The 18,639-nt window shown below is 58.2% G+C and carries 11 protein-coding genes and 1 other RNA gene; all 12 read left to right on the top strand.

What is annotated here, in order from left to right:
* The first annotated feature begins 214 nt into the window (after positions 1–214).
* The 12 genes from NPS58_RS07450 to NPS58_RS07395 all read left to right on the top strand — a co-directional run bounded on the left by NPS58_RS07450 (position 215) and on the right by NPS58_RS07395 (position 18,625).
* Complete coding sequence (locus NPS58_RS07450; protein WP_274114757.1) at positions 215–1,882, top strand: lactate permease LctP family transporter; 1,668 nt, start codon at positions 215–217, stop codon at positions 1,880–1,882.
* Positions 1,883–1,951: 69 nt separating this feature from the next.
* Positions 1,952–3,097 (top strand): FMN-dependent L-lactate dehydrogenase LldD, encoded by a 1,146-nt coding sequence (gene lldD / locus NPS58_RS07445; protein ID WP_274114755.1) that lies wholly within the window; start codon positions 1,952–1,954, stop codon positions 3,095–3,097.
* Positions 3,098–3,177: 80 nt separating this feature from the next.
* Complete coding sequence (locus tag NPS58_RS07440; RefSeq protein WP_274114753.1) at positions 3,178–5,988, top strand: FAD-binding and (Fe-S)-binding domain-containing protein; 2,811 nt, start codon at positions 3,178–3,180, stop codon at positions 5,986–5,988.
* 82 nt (positions 5,989–6,070) lie between these two features.
* Positions 6,071–6,358: a hypothetical protein gene (locus NPS58_RS07435; protein ID WP_274114751.1), complete on the top strand. Its 288-nt coding sequence runs from the start codon at positions 6,071–6,073 to the stop codon at positions 6,356–6,358.
* Between the two features lie 97 nt (positions 6,359–6,455).
* Positions 6,456–6,847, top strand: a transfer-messenger RNA (tmRNA) gene (gene ssrA / locus NPS58_RS07430).
* Between the two features lie 187 nt (positions 6,848–7,034).
* Positions 7,035–8,291: an integrase domain-containing protein gene (locus NPS58_RS07425; RefSeq protein WP_274114749.1), complete on the top strand. Its 1,257-nt coding sequence runs from the start codon at positions 7,035–7,037 to the stop codon at positions 8,289–8,291.
* Positions 8,292–9,236: 945 nt separating this feature from the next.
* Complete coding sequence (locus NPS58_RS07420) at positions 9,237–10,217, top strand: integrase domain-containing protein (protein ID WP_274114747.1); 981 nt, start codon at positions 9,237–9,239, stop codon at positions 10,215–10,217.
* On the top strand, positions 10,214–10,480 hold the full coding sequence (locus NPS58_RS07415) for a hypothetical protein (protein ID WP_104882196.1): 267 nt from the start codon (positions 10,214–10,216) through the stop codon (positions 10,478–10,480). The genes NPS58_RS07420 and NPS58_RS07415 overlap by 4 nt, the downstream gene beginning before the upstream one ends.
* 275 nt (positions 10,481–10,755) lie before the next feature.
* Positions 10,756–11,772, top strand: a complete 1,017-nt coding sequence (locus tag NPS58_RS07410; RefSeq protein ID WP_274114745.1) for a hypothetical protein — start codon at positions 10,756–10,758, stop codon at positions 11,770–11,772.
* A 146-nt stretch (positions 11,773–11,918) separates the two neighbouring features.
* The gene (gene hsdR / locus NPS58_RS07405; RefSeq protein ID WP_274114743.1) at positions 11,919–15,395 is read left to right on the top strand and encodes a type I restriction-modification system endonuclease; all 3,477 of its coding nucleotides are present in this window, start codon (positions 11,919–11,921) and stop codon (positions 15,393–15,395) included.
* 337 nt (positions 15,396–15,732) lie between these two features.
* Positions 15,733–17,283: an HsdM family class I SAM-dependent methyltransferase gene (locus NPS58_RS07400; protein WP_274114741.1), complete on the top strand. Its 1,551-nt coding sequence runs from the start codon at positions 15,733–15,735 to the stop codon at positions 17,281–17,283.
* The gene (locus NPS58_RS07395) at positions 17,276–18,625 is read left to right on the top strand and encodes a restriction endonuclease subunit S (protein WP_274114739.1); all 1,350 of its coding nucleotides are present in this window, start codon (positions 17,276–17,278) and stop codon (positions 18,623–18,625) included. Before NPS58_RS07400 ends, NPS58_RS07395 begins: the two co-directional genes overlap by 8 nt.
* Positions 18,626–18,639: the final 14 nt, after the last annotated feature.

Below are 18,639 nucleotides of genomic sequence, written 5' to 3'. Positions count from 1 at the left end.
CTATTCTGGCTCATCCGCCGCCCGCCGACACCCATCAGTTGCCATTTTTCCTTGCCATCCAGCCCCTCCTTCCGACACCCGTCCGACGAAAGTTTTACAGGGACAAATTGACACACCCTCGACGAGGCTTTTAACCTAGCGCCTCGACATTGTAAATTGGTCTTACCAATTATCCAATGCCAGTGCCACCAACAACAATTAGGGGCCACCCCATATGCAAACCTGGCAACAGCTCTACAGTCCGCTTGGTAGTCTTGGCCTGTCCGCGCTCGCGGCAGTCATCCCGATCGTATTCTTCTTCCTCGCCCTGGCGGTGTTCCGCCTCAAGGGTCACGTGGCCGGCAGCATTACGCTGGGCCTGTCGATCCTGGTGGCGATCTTCGCTTTCCAGATGCCAGCCGACATGGCGATTGCCGCCGCCGGTTATGGTTTTGCCTACGGCCTGTGGCCCATTGCGTGGATCATCGTTGCCGCGGTGTTCCTCTACAAGCTGACGGTCAAGAGCGGCCAGTTCGAAGTCATCCGCAGCTCGGTGCTGTCGATCACCGACGACCAGCGCCTGCAGGTACTGCTGATCGGTTTCTGCTTCGGTGCATTCCTTGAAGGTGCGGCGGGCTTCGGCGCCCCGGTGGCCATTACCGCTGCCCTGCTGGTAGGCCTGGGCTTCAACCCGCTGTACGCCGCCGGCCTGTGCCTGATCGCCAACACCGCCCCCGTGGCATTCGGCGCCCTGGGCATCCCGATCATCGTTGCCGGCCAGGTGACTGGTATCGACGCCTTCAAGATCGGTGCCATGACCGGCCGCCAACTGCCCCTGCTGTCGCTGTTCGTGCCGTTCTGGCTGGTGTTCATGATGGACGGCCTGCGCGGCGTCAAAGAGACCTGGCCCGCCGCACTGGTTGCCGGCCTGAGCTTTGCCGTGACCCAGTACTTCACCTCGAACTTCATCGGTCCGGAACTGCCGGACATCACCTCGGCCCTGGCCAGCCTGATTTCCCTGACCCTGTTCCTCAAGGTTTGGCAGCCCAAGCGCTCGTTCACCACCGCCACCGGCAGCGTCGGCGCCGCAGTGGTCAACGCTGGCGGCAGCCAGCCTTCGCCTTACAGCTTCGGCGAGATCTTCAAGGCCTGGTCGCCGTTCCTGATCCTCACCGTGCTGGTCACCATCTGGACCCTCAAGCCATTCAAGGCCGCGTTTGCCGCAGGCGGCTCGATGTACAGCTGGGTGTTCAACTTCGCCATCCCGCACCTTGACCAACTGGTGATCAAGACCGCCCCGATCGTCGCCACCCCGACCGCGATTCCGGCCGTGTTCAAACTCGACCCGATTTCTGCGACCGGCACCGCGATTTTCTTCTCGGCACTGATCTCCATGCTGGTCCTGAAGATCAACTTCAAAACTGGTCTGACCACTTTGAAGGAGACCTTCTTCGAACTGCGCTGGCCGATCCTGTCGATTGGCATGGTGCTGGCCTTCGCCTTCGTCACCAACTACTCGGGCATGTCTTCGACCATGGCCCTGGTACTGGCCGGCACGGGCGCCGCGTTCCCGTTCTTCTCGCCGTTCCTCGGCTGGCTGGGCGTGTTCCTGACCGGCTCCGACACTTCGTCCAACGCCCTGTTCAGCTCGCTGCAGGCCACCACCGCCCACCAGATCGGTGTCAACGACACCTTGCTGGTGGCCGCCAACACCAGCGGTGGCGTCACCGGCAAGATGATTTCGCCGCAGTCGATCGCCGTGGCGTGCGCGGCCACCGGCCTGGTTGGCAAGGAATCTGACCTGTTCCGCTTCACCCTCAAGCACAGCCTGTTCTTCGCCACCATCGTCGGCCTGATCACCTTGATCCAGGCTTATTGGCTGACCGGCATGCTGGTTCACTAGAGTGACAGAGGCCGGGCGCGCTGCAACGCGCCCGGCAACCGCCTCTTTCAACTTACGCTGCGAGATCACATGATCATTTCTGCCTCTACCGACTACCGCGCAGCAGCACAACGCAAGCTGCCGCCGTTCCTGTTCCACTATGCCGACGGTGGCGCCTACGCCGAATACACGCTGCGTCGCAACGTTGAAGACCTGGCGGGTATCGCCCTGCGCCAGCGGGTGCTGAAGAACATGTCCGAGCTGAGCCTCGAGACCCGCCTGTTCAATGAAACGTTGAGCATGCCGGTGGCGCTGGCCCCCGTTGGCCTGACCGGCATGTACGCACGCCGCGGCGAAGTGCAGGCTGCCCGTGCGGCAGCGGCCAAGGGCATTCCGTTCACCCTGTCGACCGTGTCGGTGTGCCCGATCGAAGAAGTGGCGCCGGCCATCGACCGTCCCATGTGGTTCCAACTCTACGTGCTCAAGGACCGCGGCTTCATGCGCAACGCCCTGGAGCGCGCCAAGGCCGCCGGTGTCACCACGCTGGTGTTCACTGTGGACATGCCTGTACCAGGTGCCCGTTACCGCGATGCCCATTCCGGCATGAGCGGCCCGAACGCACCGCTGCGTCGCGTATGGCAAGCCATGACCCATCCACAATGGGCCTTGGATGTCGGCTTGCTGGGCAAGCCCCACGACCTGGGCAACATCTCCACCTACCGCGGTAGCCCAACCGGACTCGCCGACTATATCGGCTGGCTGGGCAACAATTTCGACCCGTCGATTTCCTGGAAGGACCTGGAGTGGATACGCGAGTTCTGGGATGGCCCGATGGTGATCAAGGGCATTCTCGACCCCGAGGATGCCAAGGATGCGGTGAAGTTCGGTGCCGACGGCATCGTCGTTTCCAACCACGGCGGCCGCCAGCTTGACGGCGTGCTGTCCAGCGCTCGCGCCCTGCCGGCGATTGCCGACGCGGTGAAGGGCGACCTGAAGATTCTCGCCGACTCCGGCATCCGCAGCGGCCTGGACGTGGTGCGCATGATCGCCCTGGGCGCCGACACCGTGCTGATCGGTCGCGCGTTCCTCTATGCCCTGGCCACCGCAGGCGAAGCTGGCGTGAAGAACCTGCTGGAACTGTTCGAAAAAGAAATGCGCGTCGCCATGGTGCTCACGGGCGCCAAGTCCATCAGCGAAATCACCCGCGACTCGCTGGTACGCGAACTGGGCGCCTGATAGCCGCGCCTTCACGAATTACCGCCTGATTGACCGGGGCACGTGGCGCGCCAGATGCCACGGTCCCGCGAGGAGATTGCATGAGTCTGCCCGCCGCGTTCCTCGACACGGTTGAACACCTGATCCCCCGCGAGCGGCGTTTCGACGACCCGCTCTCGACCCTGGCCTTCGGTACCGACGCCAGCTTCTATCGCCTGATTCCCAAACTGGTAATCCGCGTCGAAAGCGAGGTCGAAATGGCCACCCTGCTCAAGGCCGCACACGCCCAGCAGGTCGCGGTCACCTTCCGCGCCGCTGGTACGAGTCTGTCGGGCCAGGCCGTGAGCGATTCGGTGCTGCTGGTGCTGGGTGACAACTGGAACGGTCGTGAAATCCGCGAAGGCGGCAGCCAGATCCGCCTGCAACCGGGGGTGATCGGCGCCCAGGCCAACGCCTGGCTTGCCCCGTTCGGTCGCAAGATCGGCCCGGACCCGGCCTCGATCAACGCCTGCAAGATCGGCGGGATCGTCGCCAACAATGCCAGCGGCATGTGCTGCGGTACAGCGCAGAACAGCTATCACACCCTCGCCGGCATGCGCCTGCTGCTGGCCGACGGCACCCTGCTCGACAGTGAAGACCCAGCAAGCATCGCGGCTTTTCACGAGCGTCATGCAACGCTGCTCGCCGGCCTTGGCGAACTGGGTCGCCAGACTCGCGCCAATAGCGAACTGGCGGCCAAGATCCGCCACAAGTATCGCTTGAAGAACACCACCGGGCTGTCACTCAATGCGCTGGTGGACTATGACGAGCCGCTGGATATCCTCACCCACCTGATGGTCGGTTCCGAAGGCACCCTGGGCTTTATCAGCGCGGTTACCTACAACACCGTGCCGGACCATCCGCACAAGGCCAGCGCGCTGATTGTCTTCCCGGATGTCGAGACCTGCTGCAACGCAGTACCGGTGCTCAAGCAGCAACCGGTGTCGGCCGTTGAGCTGCTCGACCGCCGCAGCCTACGCTCGGTGGAGAACATGAAGGGCATGCCGGAATGGGTGAAAAGCCTGTCTGGCAGTGCCTGTGCGCTGCTCATCGAGTCCCGCGCCGCCACCCAGTCGTTGCTGCACGAACAACTGGCACACATCAGCGCCTCCATTGCCGGCTTCCCGGTGGAGAAGCAGGTCGACTTCAGCGAAGACCCGGTGGTCTACAACCAGCTCTGGCGCATTCGCAAAGACACCTTCCCGGCCGTCGGTGCCGTGCGCGAGACCGGCACCACGGTCATCATCGAGGACGTCACCTTCCCCGTTGAAAAACTCGCCGAAGGCGTCAATCGCCTGATCGCACTGTTCGACAAGCACGGCTACGACGAAGCGATCCTGTTCGGTCATGCCTTGGAAGGCAACCTGCACTTCGTGTTCACCCAGGGCTTCGACTCGCCGGAACAAGTGGCCCGATACTCGGCGTTCATGGACGACGTTGCGCAACTGGTCGCCGTGGAATACGGCGGCTCGCTCAAGGCCGAACACGGCACCGGTCGCAACATGGCGCCCTTTGTGGAACTGGAATGGGGGCATGACGCCTATCAACTGATGTGGCGGCTCAAGCGCCTGCTCGACCCCGCCGGCATTCTCAATCCGGGTGTTGTGCTGACCGACGACCCACAGCTGCACTTGAAGAACCTCAAGCCGCTGCCGGCCGCCGACGAAATCGTCGACAAATGCATCGAGTGTGGTTTCTGCGAGCCGGTTTGCCCGTCCAAGGGGCTGACCCTCAGCCCGCGCCAGCGCATCGTCATGTGGCGCGATATCCAGGCGAAAAAACGTGCCGGCGTCGATACCCGCGCACTGGAGCGCGACTACCAGTACCAGGGCATCGACACCTGCGCCGCCACCGGCTTGTGCGCCCAGCGTTGCCCAGTGGGCATCAACACCGGCGAGCTGGTGAAAAAGCTGCGTGGCCAAGGCGCCGACCATGTGAAAACGGCAGATTGGCTGGCGGAGAACTTCCATACCGCACTGCGCGGCGCACGCTTTACCCTGCAAGCGGCCAATAGTGCGCGCCGACTGCTGGGCGCACCGCGCCTGAGTCGCTTGAGCACTCACCTGTCGAAGCTCAGCCACGGTCGGCTCCCCCAGTGGACGCCGGCCATGCCGCAGCCGCTCAAAGCCATTGAGTTCAACCCGGTAGCCCACGATGCGCGGCCACGGGTGGTGTACCTGGCGGCGTGCGTTTCGCGGGTAATGGGCCCGGCCGTAGCCGACCGCGAACAAACCTCATTGCTCGACAAAACCCGCGCCCTGCTGGAAAAAGCCGGATACCAGGTGGTGTTCCCGGAAAACCAGGACAACCTGTGCTGCGGCCAGCCCTTCGCCTCCAAAGGCTATGCCGAACAGGCCGAACACAAGCGCCAGGAGCTGATCAACGCCCTGCTCCACGCCAGCCGTGGCGGCCTCGATCCCATCTACTGCGACACCAGCCCCTGCACCCTGCGCCTGGTCCAGGACCTGGCCGAAACCCGCCTGGACCTCTACGACCCGGTGCGCTTCATCCGTACCCACCTGCTCGACAAACTGGAGTTCACCCCCCAGGACGAACCGATCGCCGTGCACGTGACCTGCAGCACCCAGCACCTGGGGGAAAGCCAGGCATTGATCGACCTGGCCCGGCTGTGCAGCAAGCAGGTGGTGATTCCCGAAGGTATCCATTGCTGTGGGTTTGCCGGCGACAAGGGCTTTACCACCCCGGAGCTCAATGCCCACTCGCTGCGCAGCCTCAAGGACGCGGTGCAGTATTGCAGCGAAGGCATCTCCACCAGCCGCACCTGCGAGATCGGCCTCTCGAACCATGGGGGGATCGACTACCACGGCCTGGTGTACCTGGTGGATCGTGTAACCCGACCTCGACAGATCTGATATCCATCTGAACCCCTGCAAACCGGCGCAGTCCATCCAGGTAAGAGCCTCATTCGAGGCCTTACCCGCCAAGGAGACTCACATGAAGCGTACTGCGATTTCCGGACTGTTCATTGCCGCCGCACTGCTTGCCTCACCTGTGTTCGCGGCCGACGACCTGTGCAACACCAACCTGCAGAAAATCAGCGACAACATGGCCACCGCCGGCGCCACATCCGAAGGCGCTGACGACGCCATGGCCAAAGAGGTCGACAGAGCCAAGGCCGCCCAGGCAGCAGGCAACGAAAAGGACTGCATCGCAATCACCAGCAAGGTGCTTGAGAAGCAATCCAAGGCTGAAAAGGGTGACAGCGGCGCCAGCGGCTCGTGATGCCTGGCGGCGGGCGACCGGTACAGCAGTCGACGTCGCCCGACCATTGGCGTATACTCCGCCCTACGCGTTGAAAAACGCGTCTAGAGCTGAAAATGGGGCCGATTAGGATTCGACGCCGGTAGTGAAACTCTAGGTGCATGCCGAGTTGGTAACAGAACTCGTAAATCCACTGTTGCAACTTTCTATAGTTGCCAATGACGAAAACTACGAGGGTTACGCTCTCGCTGCGTAAGCAGCTGAGCCCGCTCTCCTGGTAGCTTCGGCTCCAGCAATCACTAGGGGATGCCTGTAAACCCGAAGTGATTGTCATACAGAACAGGATCGCTGCGTAGTACGTTGTGGACGAAGCAGCTAAAACTTACACAACTCGTCCAAAGCACCCTGCCCGTCGGGCGGCTGCGGATTAACTCAATAGACACGGCTAAGCATGTAGTACCGAAAGCGGAGCACTGGCGGACGGGGGTTCAAATCCCCCCGGCTCCACCAAATGATCAAAAAAAGACGTCCACGGACGTCTTTTTTTGTGCCTGCGATCCAGTAAATACGCGGCCTCCAGCGCTTTTGCGGTCTTTTGAGAGTTTTTGAGTTCCAGCCGTTCGGGTATTCCAGACGGTATTCCAGCTCACCCGGTGCTAATCTTTGGAATACCAAATCAGTGCCTGAGGACAATCTCATGCCTGCTCAAACTCTCCGCCTCTCCGATCGACAGCTCAAGGGAGTCAAACCCGCGTCCAAGGATTACGTCCTCACTGACGGTGACGGTTTGCAGCTCCGAGTACGCAGCAACGGCTCGTTGCTGTGGAATTTCAACTACCGCGAACCGGTGACCAAGAAGCGCATCAACATCGGCTTCGGGACCTACCCCGAACTGTCACTGGCGAATGCACGAAAGAAGGCAGTCGAAGCACGAGAGCTGCTCGCCCAGGGCATCGACCCCAAGGTGCAGCGCAATACGTTGAATGAAGCCAAGCGCGCGGAAACCGAACACACCTTCGAGAACGTGGCCACCGCCTGGTTCGAGCTCAAGAAAGACTCGGTCACCCCGGCCTATGCCGAGGACATTTGGCGCTCACTCTCGCTGCACGTGTTCCCCGACTTGAGGACAACACCACTGACAAAAATCACCGCGCCTTTGGTGATCGCATTGCTTCGTCCAATCGAAGCGAAAGGCAGCTTGGAAACGGTCAAGCGTCTAAGCCAGCGGTTAAACGAGATCATGACCTACGGCGTCAACTCCGGCCTGATCTTCGCCAACCCACTCACCGGCATCCGGGCAGTATTCAAGAAGCCCAAGAAAGAAAACATGGCTGCGCTTCCGCCCGAAGAGCTCCCCGAGCTGATGCTGGAGATCGCAAACGCCAGTATCAAACGCACGACCCGCTGCCTGATCGAATGGCAGCTGCACACCATGACTCGCCCTGCCGAGGCGGCGACCACTCGCTGGGCAGACATCGACTTTGAAAGGCGTGTCTGGACTATCCCCCCTGAGCGGATGAAGAAACGCCGCCCGCATAGCATCCCGTTGAGCGATCACGCTGTCGCACTGTTGGAGTCACTGAAGACTCACAGCGGCCATCGCGAATACGTCTTCCCGGCAGACAGAAATCCACGCACCCACGCCAATAGCCAGACCGCCAACATGGCGTTGAAACGCATGGGCTTCCAGGATCGCTTGGTCAGCCACGGCATGCGCTCGATGGCCAGCACCATCTTGAATGAACATGGTTGGGACCCGGAACTCATTGAGGTCGCACTGGCGCATGTCGACAAGGATGAGGTGCGCAGCGCCTACAACCGAGCCGACTACATCGAGCGACGGCGCCCGATGATGGCGTGGTGGAGTGAGTACATCCAGAAAGCCGCCACCGGCAGCCTTCTCGCCTCTGCATACGGCCAAGTCAGAGACAAGAACGTGGTGCCGATCCGCTAGCGCTGTACAGGCGCAATAACGGCGGCGACAGCAACTGATCGCTCAAGATTCAGGGAAAGCAGCCTCGTTTATCCGCTTCTCAGCGCGGGTCCATCCAAACAGGGCTGCAAAGCCGCCCTGTTTGGATGGACCTCACTTTGAAGAGCTAAAAGCGACCACATTGTCCAGGGTTTGCCACGGAATTCCACCGATGGATAACCGCTCTTCACGTCCCAAGTAGCGGTGAACTTCGACCCTTGACCGAGTTTATCCACAGGCGTAGAACTGGCCGTGCAAGCGCTGTTGATGACAGCACCCCAGGTGACCCTAACCTTAAAGGTCACGCCGCTCTGCGGTGGTTCTCCCCAAGGGCGATTCGCATCCGGCAGCTCGCCCGGTCACTACCCATGTGATGGATGCTCTTACACCTATAGCGCTCGTGCGCCAGATACACCGTACCTCGCTGCCCTGCAGCAACCTATCCGCTTGGCCGAATATTGCGCCAACCTGTGCCCGTCTCTTTCTTCTGGAAAGAGACGGGCACTTCTACCACTGCTGCAGCCCTGATCGCACAAGGCTTTGCGGCATTCCCCCTCGTGACAATCGGCGTGACAAACGCCGATGTCACCAGCAACAGCCATGTAGATGATGGTGCCGCAGACCAAGGAATGGACTGCACTTGACTGACAGTCAGGCATGCCCCGGTCATCGCATTGCTGCGTTCACCCGACTCAGGATCTTCAGGCGCTGATCTAGTCAGCCAGTGCTGCCTCCACCCGCCCACCGACAACGGTGCTCAGGAGGCCAGATCATGAGATGCCCTTGCTCCCGGACGTAAGGAGCCGCCAGTCCCGCGTAGAGGACATTCCCCACAGGTCGCAGGGGCCTTGATCCCTGATAACACTCAGCATTCTTGGCGGGATGACGTGGGGCGAGGATCGGAGAGCGAATGATGAGGTGACTGACATGGCATTGGTGGGCAGACGCGATGGTCGCAATTTCGGTTACGGCAGACAATTGAGTTACGCAGGGCCGCAAGCGCTGAAAGACATGTTCGGTGGCGGTCATTACGGCACGGTCAAAGCGCACTGTGATCGGTGGCAGGCATTCGTCAAATGGTGCCGTTCCGAACAGGGGCCTGGTATTAATGATGCGCGGCAGATTGATCGGAAGGTGTTGGTGGACTATGCGGCGTATCTGCGCGACGTGGTTAGGCGCGGTGACCTCGCCGTCAGCACCGCTCAAAATCGACTATCCAGCGTTAACAGGACCATGGCAGCGCTTCGCGGTGATCAGTGCGTGAAGTTGCCAAGTCCGAGCGATGCGTTGGGTATGCTGCGCACTGGGGTTCGACAGTCAGTGCTGCAGGGTCAGGATCGCGAGCATGTGAAGCAGATAGTCGATGCGCTTTGCAGCCAACATCATCTACGCGCCGCCGCGATCGTTCTGTTGGCACGAGCCACTGGCATGCGTTTACGTGAAGCCATCTTGGCAGACCTGCCACGGCTAAGCCGTGAGGCTAACGACCTAGGCAGGATCAACATCCAGGACGGCACCAAAGGTGGCCGCGCCGGTGCCTCGGCACCTCGCTGGATTGCGGTGGACGAACATGTTCAAAGCGCACTTGGATTTGCACAGCGGGTGTCGCCCGGTACTAGCCGCAACCTGATTGCGTCACATGAAAGCTACCTGAATGTTCTGCAAGAAATCATCCGCCCTGCCCGAGACATCCTGCATGCACACAACCTCAAAGGCTTCCATGAGCTACGAGCGGCGTACGCATGTGAGCGCTACGAGCACATAACCCAATACCCCGCGCCAATCAATGGCGGCCAATGTTGCCAGGTAGACAGGAACCTTGATCGAGAGGCGCGACGACAAATCAGCTATGAGCTGGGGCACGGGCGGATCGACGTGGTCGCTGCCTACATTGGAGGGCGCGCATGAGCAGGTCATTCGACATGGAGCTGTTCTTGTCTGCGGTGTTGACGGGCTCGCACGCAACTCGGCAACGCCATGTGCGACAGGCGAAAATCATACAGGCCGAGATTGCAGAGCGCTGGCAGCGACAAACACCTTGGGCTTGGCAGCAGAAGCATGTGATTTGGTTTCTCGAGAAGCGCCTAGCCCGACGCAGCAACGCAACGCGGTATTACTACCTCCTAACATTGCGACTGCTAGCTCGTCGCTTAGAAAAGTCATGGGTATGAAAATGATAGGCAAGGGCATTGAGAACAGTAATTTGATCTCATTACTCTGTCCTGTTGAGCGCAGCCATATTAAAGCGCTAACTCAAAAAGCCTCTGGCGCCCTTCCGGAGGAGCAGGGCATCCAGGACCGTACCCCAGTGCCATCTGGACTCAGGAAAGATGACCCACCAAGATGCTCGTGGTTGCCGCTGCGATCTCAAGAGACGTAAAGTCCCTCCACAAGCACCACTAACAATGTGCAGTGTTTCCTGAATCAAGGCCACGGAAGATCAGAAATGAGCGAATCCCCTTTCCTCAGATACAAGGACATGCTCGTCAGCGAGCACAGCGCCTCCGCAAAATGCCTGCGGTCAATCGTTCTGTCGATGAATAGCCCTGATAGGTATGCGGTGACAGCAGCCGACCTGAGTGAACTCAGCCCAGAACACTTTGAAGCAGCGCAAGCCTTGATAGGCGTGTTCAAGGATGATTTTGAAAGGAACTGGGAAGCCAGGGGGGTGATTACTGAAATTAAAGAGCACTGGCCGGACTACCTGGATGCGCCTGACGGGATATACCCGTTTCCGGATCCTGACACCATCTTCGTGCCGGATCAGGCCGAGCTTAGCGAGCATTTCCAGCCTTTTTTTGGTATCGATCTCAACCTGGTAAACCCGGATTGGCATGGATATCTGACCATGCTGGGACCGCTGGAGCCGACAGAGCATGAGAACGTGGGAGAAGCGACCGAGGATACTGATTACCACTCCATTCTTTTGCACACGAACTGGATTGGCTTCAAGGTAGAGGAAGGGCGATACCGCCTGATGGGTGACCCACGCTATTTTTTCCTGCATAGGGATAACGAGCATCTGGAAGATCCATATGTTGAAGCTCGCGAGCGCCTCGAGTCGCTGTATGCAGATCAAAGAGCTGCTTACGCGGCGGCCAAAAAAATGTATTCCGAGTCGGGGCGGCTTTTCTCTCCATCAGAACTGGCAGAGAACTACCCACTGTACAAGCTCGAACGAATGGCGTTTGTTGAGCAAGTCGGCGGCGTGGCCGATTTCTCGAAATTCCCCAGTTCCAGCCTTACGCTGGGCTATGCGCCGATCAAAAACAGCAGTATCACTGCTGGATACCCGATCAGCCCTGCTGGCCGTCCGTTTCACCACATAGCCAGTGTGCCTGCGCATCATTACCAGAGCTGGGGCGCTGATCTGATCATGATGTTTTATGAGCCGGAAGAAGAGCTGGTTCTGTTTACGTTTTACAACGAGCGCCGTGATGGCGATGGAGAGGGCTTTTATTAGCTGGGCCGGCGGTACGCCCGTTGCAAGCTCACTGACTGGCCTTCTGCCATGGTCAAAACCGCCTTACCTTGGTTAAGCTACCGCTACTTACGCATCCGCACTGCGGGATGTGCGCATTGAGTGGCCAAGCAAACGAAGGAACGACCATGGTAGCCTGCAGCAACTTTGCCTTTCTCCAGGAACACGACCCTGTTTTCCTTCAGCTGGCGCGCATGGCCGAGCAAGCATTCGCGAGCGACCCAAACACCACTCTGATCAAATTGCGCCAATTTGGCGAAGCACTGGCTCAGGATCTGGCCAGCCGCGCGGGTGTCGAGTTTGATGCCCGCACCTCCCAGGCCGACTTGCTGTACAAGCTGAGCCGCGAGATCGAACTGGATCAGAATATTCGCAGCCTATTCCATACCTTGCGCGTGGAAGGCAACAAAGCTACCCACGAGTTTCGTACGCAGCATCGCGAGGCCATGGATGGGCTAAAAGTGGGTCGTGCCCTGGCCATCTGGTATCACCAATCGTTTGGAGCAGGCAAACGCACCTTCAAACCAGGCCCTTTCGTCACACCCAGTGACCCAAGCGCGTCGCTTCGCGACCTGCAAGGCCAGATTGAACAGCTAAAGGCGCAGCTCAGCGAATCTAGCCAGCAGTTGGAAACCAACCAGCAACTGGCCACCTTGCTCCAACGCGAAGCAGAGGAGTACGCAGTACTCGCCGAGCAGATGGATGCCGAGTCGCGAAACCACAAGCAGTTGGCGGCAGAGCACGAAGCAGCATTGATCAAACTGCGTGCAGAACATGATCAAAACCTCAAGACACTGCAACAGCAGCTCGCCGCACAGCCGCAGGCTGGCAAAGACGTTACGCAGAAAACCAAGAGGGCCAGCAGCAAGTTCCAACTGTCGGAAGACCTGACCCGGATTCTTATTGACCAACTGTTGAACGATGCTGGGTGGGTAGCCGACTCCTTGGAGCTTACTTACAGCAAAGGTGCGCGCCCTGAAAAGGGGAAAAACAAGGCTATCTCTGAATGGCCCACAAGTAGCGCAAAAGCCAGCGCTGACTATGTTTTGTTCGCCGGCCTGATACCCATCGCGATCGTCGAAGCAAAACGGGAAAGCATTGATGTTGCCGACCGAATTACCCAAGCAGAGCGGTACGCCCGCAACTTCCGGCTAGACGTCGAACATCTGCAACCCTGGCCGCTGGATGGCCAAAACCAGCCATGGAATGATGGAAGTGGCAGCCACTTCAAGGTGCCCTTTGCCTTCGCCTGCAATAGCCGCCCTTACATCAAGCAACTGGAAGAAAAGTCCGGTACCTGGTTCCGCGATTTACGCAGTCCGGCAAACACTCGCCGGGCACTTCACAACTTCCACACACCTGGCGATCTCCTCGACCTGCTTAAACGTAGCAAGGCTGAGGCCGAGGAAAAACTGGCAAAGGAAGGTTTTGGCTACCTGAAATTGCGCGGCTACCAAGAGAAAGCCATCATGGCCGTTGAGCAGGCACTGGCTCGCAATCAACGTAAGTGCTTGCTGGCAATGGCGACAGGCACAGGTAAGACCCGCACCATCATTGGTCTGATGTACCGTTTTCTCAAGGCCGAGCGTTTCAAACGGATTCTCTTTCTGGTCGACCGCAGCGCCTTGGGCCAGCAGGCGATTGACTCGTTCAACGACGCTACGCTGGAGCAGAATCACACGCTGGCGCAGATCTACGATATCAACGGGTTGGCCGATATGGCTGCCGCAGCGGAAACCCGCATCCAGGTAGCAACCGTCCAGGCCATGGTTAGCCGGATCTTCCGCTCGGATAACCCCCCACCCGTTGGGGAGTTTGACTGCATCATCGTCGACGAAGCCCACCGAGGGTATACGCTCGACCAAGAGATGACCGAGGGAGAATTGGCCATACGAGATGCCAGCCAATACCTTTCGCAATACCGTCGCGTACTTGACTATTTCGACGCATGCCGCATCGGCCTTACTGCCACGCCGGCAAAACAGACCAGCGAAATTTTCGGCAAACCGGTATTCACTTACAGCTACCGGGAGGCTGTGGCCGACGACTGGCTGATCGACCACGAGCCACCGATTCGCTACGAAACCCAGCTTACTGAGAATGGTATTCACTTTGAAAAAGGTGATTCGGTCAGTGTCATCAATACCCAGACAGGGGAAGTCGATACTGCGGAACTGGAAGACGAGCTCAATTTCAGGACCGAATCCTTCAACCGCAGCGTTATTACACCGGCCTTCGACAAGGTCATCTGCGATGAGCTGGTCAAAGAGCTGTATCCCTTCGGCGAAGAAAAGACCATGATCTTTTGCGTCAACCAAGCCCACGCCGTGCGGGTGAAAAACCTGCTGGATGATGCTTTCAAGGACGCATACGGTCAGCAATATAATGAAACCTCAGTGCGTATCATTACCGGCCGGAGCGACAACGTTGAACAATTGATTCGCTGTTACAAGAACGAAAAATACCCCAACATCGCCATCACCGTTGACCTGCTAACAACCGGCATCGACGTACCTACTATCTGCAATCTGGTATTCATGCGTCGTGTACGCTCGCGCATCCTCTATGAGCAGATGAAGGGCCGAGCTACCCGGCGCTGTGACGAGATAGGTAAAACAGTATTCCGCATCTATGATCCCGTCGACCTCTATGCCAGCCTGGAAGAGGTCGACACCATGAAGCCATTGGTAAAGAACCCGAATATCTCCCTGGAGCAATTGGTAGGTGAGCTAACCGACGACGCCAGCCACAGCGCCCCAGGCAGCCAGGAAGACACCAGCCACGCACATGACGTGCTTGACCAATTGAGCCAAAAGGTCATGCGCATTCTTCGCAAAGCCGAGCACAAAGCCGAGAACAACCCAGCTATCAAGCAGAAACTCGAGGAGTTGCAGGATGCATGGGGAGTCGAACCTGGCAAGCTGCATACCCATTTACACGGGCTCGGACCACAACAGGCTGCTGGCTTCGTTCGCCAACACAGTCAACTGATCGAGCAACTGGCGGCGGTCAGCGCCCTAATCGGATCGGAAAGATTCCCGATCATTTCTACGCACGATGACAAACTCACCTTGCGCGAGCAAAGCTATGGCAAGAACCAGAAACCGGCCGACTTTCTGGAAAGCTTCCACGAGTTCGTCCATAAGCAACTGAACCAGTCCGTCGCACTGGGCGTCGTGGTCAACCGTCCGAAGGATTTGACTCGCGAACACTTGCGCGAAGTGCGGTTGCTACTCGATCAGAACGGTTTCAGCGAAGCCAATCTGAAAAGTGCCTGGCGCAACCAGACCAACTACGAAATAGCTGCCAGCATCCTTGGGTACATTCGACAAGCCGCGATTGGTGAGGCATTACTGCCGTTCGATCAACGCGTGGCAGATGCCATGAGACGAATTTACGCCATGCAGGCTTGGACACTTGCGCAACGGCGCTGGCTGGATCGCCTAGCCAAACAATTGGTGCATGAGGTAGTGCTCGACACACAGCAAGTCAATGACGCATTCCGAGAGGACGGCGGCATCGGCGGTCTGAACCGAAACCTAGGCGGCAACCTGGACGTAGTGCTGGAGGTCTTAGCCGATAATTTGTGGTCGGCCGCTGGATGATATTCGATCACTCCGGGCTCGTTCTACGAGCTCCGGCCCCAATCCCCGACCGTGCGAAACATCCAGGCAGTGCGCTTTCTGTGCCGTTTCCCAAATCGTTCCATGCTATTGCCTTCCGACACCTCAATGCAGAGCTAGGAAGCTTGATAATCGGTTCAGCCGTGCATATCCTCCCTCCCCAATACACCCGCCATTCCTATGGTTGCTTCGCCAGCCACAGGCATATAGAGCGGTTTTTTTTCGCCCGGTGATTTTTGAGCATGAAGGCTTTCAGTAAGCCTGCTTTCGACAGCTCAAGCAACACGGGCCCGCATCCAAATTTTCTTTGAGAGTTAGCATGACCAATTCCGACATTGTCCAGAGGCTCTGGAACCTGTGCGACGTGCTGCGCGACGACGGTATCAACTACAGCGATTACGTTACCGAACTGGTGCTGCTGCTATTCATCAAGATGGAATACGAGCAGGTTCAGAACGACGACAACTTCAACCACAAATTACCTGAAGGTGCTCGTTGGCCGGACTTGGCCGGTAAATCGGGGCTCATTCTGCTCGACCATTACCGGCAAATGCTGCTGGACCTGGGCAAGAACAGTGATCCATTGATCGCCGCCATCTATGCCGATGCCCAGACCCGACTCAAAGAGCCGCGTCACTTGGAGCAACTCATTAGAAGCCTCGATGGCATCGACTGGTTCAGCGCTCGCCAGGACGGCCTCGGCGACCTCTACGAAGGCCTGCTGGAGAAGAACGCCAGCGAAACAAAGTCCGGGGCTGGCCAGTACTTCACGCCCCGCCCGTTGATCGACAGCATCATCCGCTGCATCCGGCCGCAGCCCGGTGAGACCATACAAGATCCGGCCGCCGGGACCGCAGGCTTTTTGATTGCCGCTGACGCATACATCAAAAGCCAAACTGACGACCACTACGACCTCGACGCCAAGGCCAGGGCCTTTCAGCGCAACCGCGCCTTTGTTGGCGTAGAGCTGGTGCCCGGCACACGCCGTCTGGCGCTAATGAACACCTTGCTGCATGGCATGGAAGGCGACGAGGAAGGTGTCGTGCACCTGGGCAACGCCTTGGGTCAAACCGGGGCCAACTTACCCAAGGTCGACGTCATCCTCTCCAACCCACCTTTTGGCACTGCCAAGGGTGGCGGTGGCCCGACTCGTGATGACCTCACCTACCGCACCAGTAACAAGCAGTTGGCCTTTCTCCAACACATCTACCGTGGCCTCAAGCCGGGCGGCCGCGCCGCGGTGGTGCTGCCGGACAACGTGCTGTTCGAGGCCGGCGTCGGCACCGACGTGCGTCGCGATCTGATGGACAAGTGCAACCTGCACACCATCCTGCGCCTGCCTACTGGCATCTTCTACGCACAGGGGGTGAAGACCAACGTACTGTTCTTTCAGAAGGGCACCGTGGAAAACCCGCGTCAGGAGGAAGGTTGCACCAAGCGCGTGTGGATCTATGACCTGCGCAGCAACATGCCCAGCTTCGGCAAACGCACCCCTTTCGGATCTACACATCTCAAACCGTTCGAGGACGCCTATGGCGACGCCCCCAACGGCGAAAGCCCGCGCGCCGAGAACGTCGAAGGTATCGGTGAAAACAGTCGCTTCCGCAGCTTTACCCGCGATTACATCCGCAACGAGCGTAGTGACTCGCTGGATATCAGTTGGCTAAAGGACGACAGCAGCCTGGATGCCGCCGACCTGCCCGCTCCAGAAGTACTGGCCGGTGAGGCGATGGCTGAATTGACCGAGGCGCTGCGTGAGCTGGAAGAGCTGATGAAGGCGCTGGGGGCGGGGGATGAAGTGGTGGCGCAGAAGCAGTTGATGGCTGAGGTGATGGGCTTGGCTGTAGTTGAGGAGAATGGCAATGAGTGAGCTGCCAAGTGGATGGGCACGCACAACTCTAGGAACCGTTGCCGATTGGGGAGCAGGAGGAACTCCGTCGCGCAGCGAGCCAAACTTTTACGGCGGAAAGATTCCATGGATAAAAAGCGGAGAACTCAATAGCCGCTACATAAAGACGACTGAGGAAAGCATTACAGAAGAAGCTATTAAATCCTCAAGTGCGAAGATTTTCCCCGCAGGTTCCGTGGCCATCGCCATGTATGGGGCAACTATCGGTAAAACGGCCATCCTCGGCATCGATGCGTCTACCAACCAAGCTTGTGCCGTTGGTGTGCCGGTCGAAGGTCTTATTGGAAAAGAATACCTGTATAGGCTTCTTCAAAATGAAAAGGCGGCTTTCATTGATAAAGGTAAAGGTGGAGCTCAGCCGAATATTTCGCAAGCGGTCATAAAAGCACATGAAATCGGTCTTCCACCGCTCGCCGAACAAACCCGCATCGCCGTCAAGCTCGACGAACTGCTGGCTCAGGTCGATACCCTGAAAACCCGCATCGACGGCATCCCCCCGCTGCTCAAACGTTTCCGTCAATCCGTACTCGCCGCCGCCGTTTCCGGGCGGCTTACGAAGGAGTGGCGTGTTGCTGTACGTGAAACCTCTCAAGATCAGGGTTTCTTGTATCCAGTCAGGCGACTTGGCGTAATTGCGCGTTTCATCGACTATCGAGGGAAGACGCCAGAAAAGGTCGATTCTGGAGTTCCACTGATCACCGCTAAAAATATCAAGTCAGGGTATATTTCGAGAGTTCCTCGGGAGTTTATCCGCCCAGAAGCATATGAAAGCTGGATGACGCGTGGAATTCCAAAAATTGGTGATGTGTTGATTACAACCGAGGCACCTCTCGGTAACGTGGCAGTTATCGATATAACGGGAAAATTTGCGCTAGCACAGCGAGCAATCTGCCTTCAATTTCACGAAGGCTACTCGTCTAGCTTTGCAGCTATAGCTTTGCAATCGTCACTCTTACAAGAGGAATTGGCTCGCCGCTCAACCGGAACAACAGTGAAAGGGATCAAAGCTTCAGTTTTAAAGGAAATTGGTCTACCGGCACCTTCCATTGATGAACAAAACGAAATCGTCCACCGTGTCGAGCAACTGTTCGCCTATGCCGAACAGCTGGAAACCAAGGTCAGTGAGGCCAAAAAACGAATTGATCATCTAGCCCAAAGCATCCTCGCCAAAGCGTTCAAAGGTGATCTTGTGCCGCAAGACCCGAACGACGAACCTGCAGACATGCTGCTAGAGCGCATCAAAACCCAACGCACCGCCGCCCCCAAAGCCAAGCGTAGTCGTCGATCCGCCACGGCGGACTAAGCCTTAGATTAGGG

Source organism: Pseudomonas putida, assembly GCF_028682455.1.
Lineage (GTDB): Bacteria > Pseudomonadota > Gammaproteobacteria > Pseudomonadales > Pseudomonadaceae > Aquipseudomonas > Aquipseudomonas putida_AA.
The sequence above is the reverse complement of the archived record's forward strand: the minus strand, read 5'-3'. Positions and strand labels throughout refer to the sequence as shown.

Coding starts and splice junctions, on each gene's coding strand:
- NPS58_RS07410 (WP_274114745.1), top strand. CDS start 10,756: ATGAGCGAATCCCCTTTCCTCAGATACAAGGACATGCTCGTCAGCGAG.
- hsdR (WP_274114743.1), top strand. CDS start 11,919: ATGGTAGCCTGCAGCAACTTTGCCTTTCTCCAGGAACACGACCCTGTT.
- NPS58_RS07420 (WP_274114747.1), top strand. CDS start 9,237: ATGGCATTGGTGGGCAGACGCGATGGTCGCAATTTCGGTTACGGCAGA.
- NPS58_RS07435 (WP_274114751.1), top strand. CDS start 6,071: ATGAAGCGTACTGCGATTTCCGGACTGTTCATTGCCGCCGCACTGCTT.
- NPS58_RS07450 (WP_274114757.1), top strand. CDS start 215: ATGCAAACCTGGCAACAGCTCTACAGTCCGCTTGGTAGTCTTGGCCTG.
- NPS58_RS07395 (WP_274114739.1), top strand. CDS start 17,276: ATGAGTGAGCTGCCAAGTGGATGGGCACGCACAACTCTAGGAACCGTT.
- NPS58_RS07415 (WP_104882196.1), top strand. CDS start 10,214: ATGAGCAGGTCATTCGACATGGAGCTGTTCTTGTCTGCGGTGTTGACG.
- NPS58_RS07425 (WP_274114749.1), top strand. CDS start 7,035: ATGCCTGCTCAAACTCTCCGCCTCTCCGATCGACAGCTCAAGGGAGTC.
- lldD (WP_274114755.1), top strand. CDS start 1,952: ATGATCATTTCTGCCTCTACCGACTACCGCGCAGCAGCACAACGCAAG.
- NPS58_RS07440 (WP_274114753.1), top strand. CDS start 3,178: ATGAGTCTGCCCGCCGCGTTCCTCGACACGGTTGAACACCTGATCCCC.
- NPS58_RS07400 (WP_274114741.1), top strand. CDS start 15,733: ATGACCAATTCCGACATTGTCCAGAGGCTCTGGAACCTGTGCGACGTG.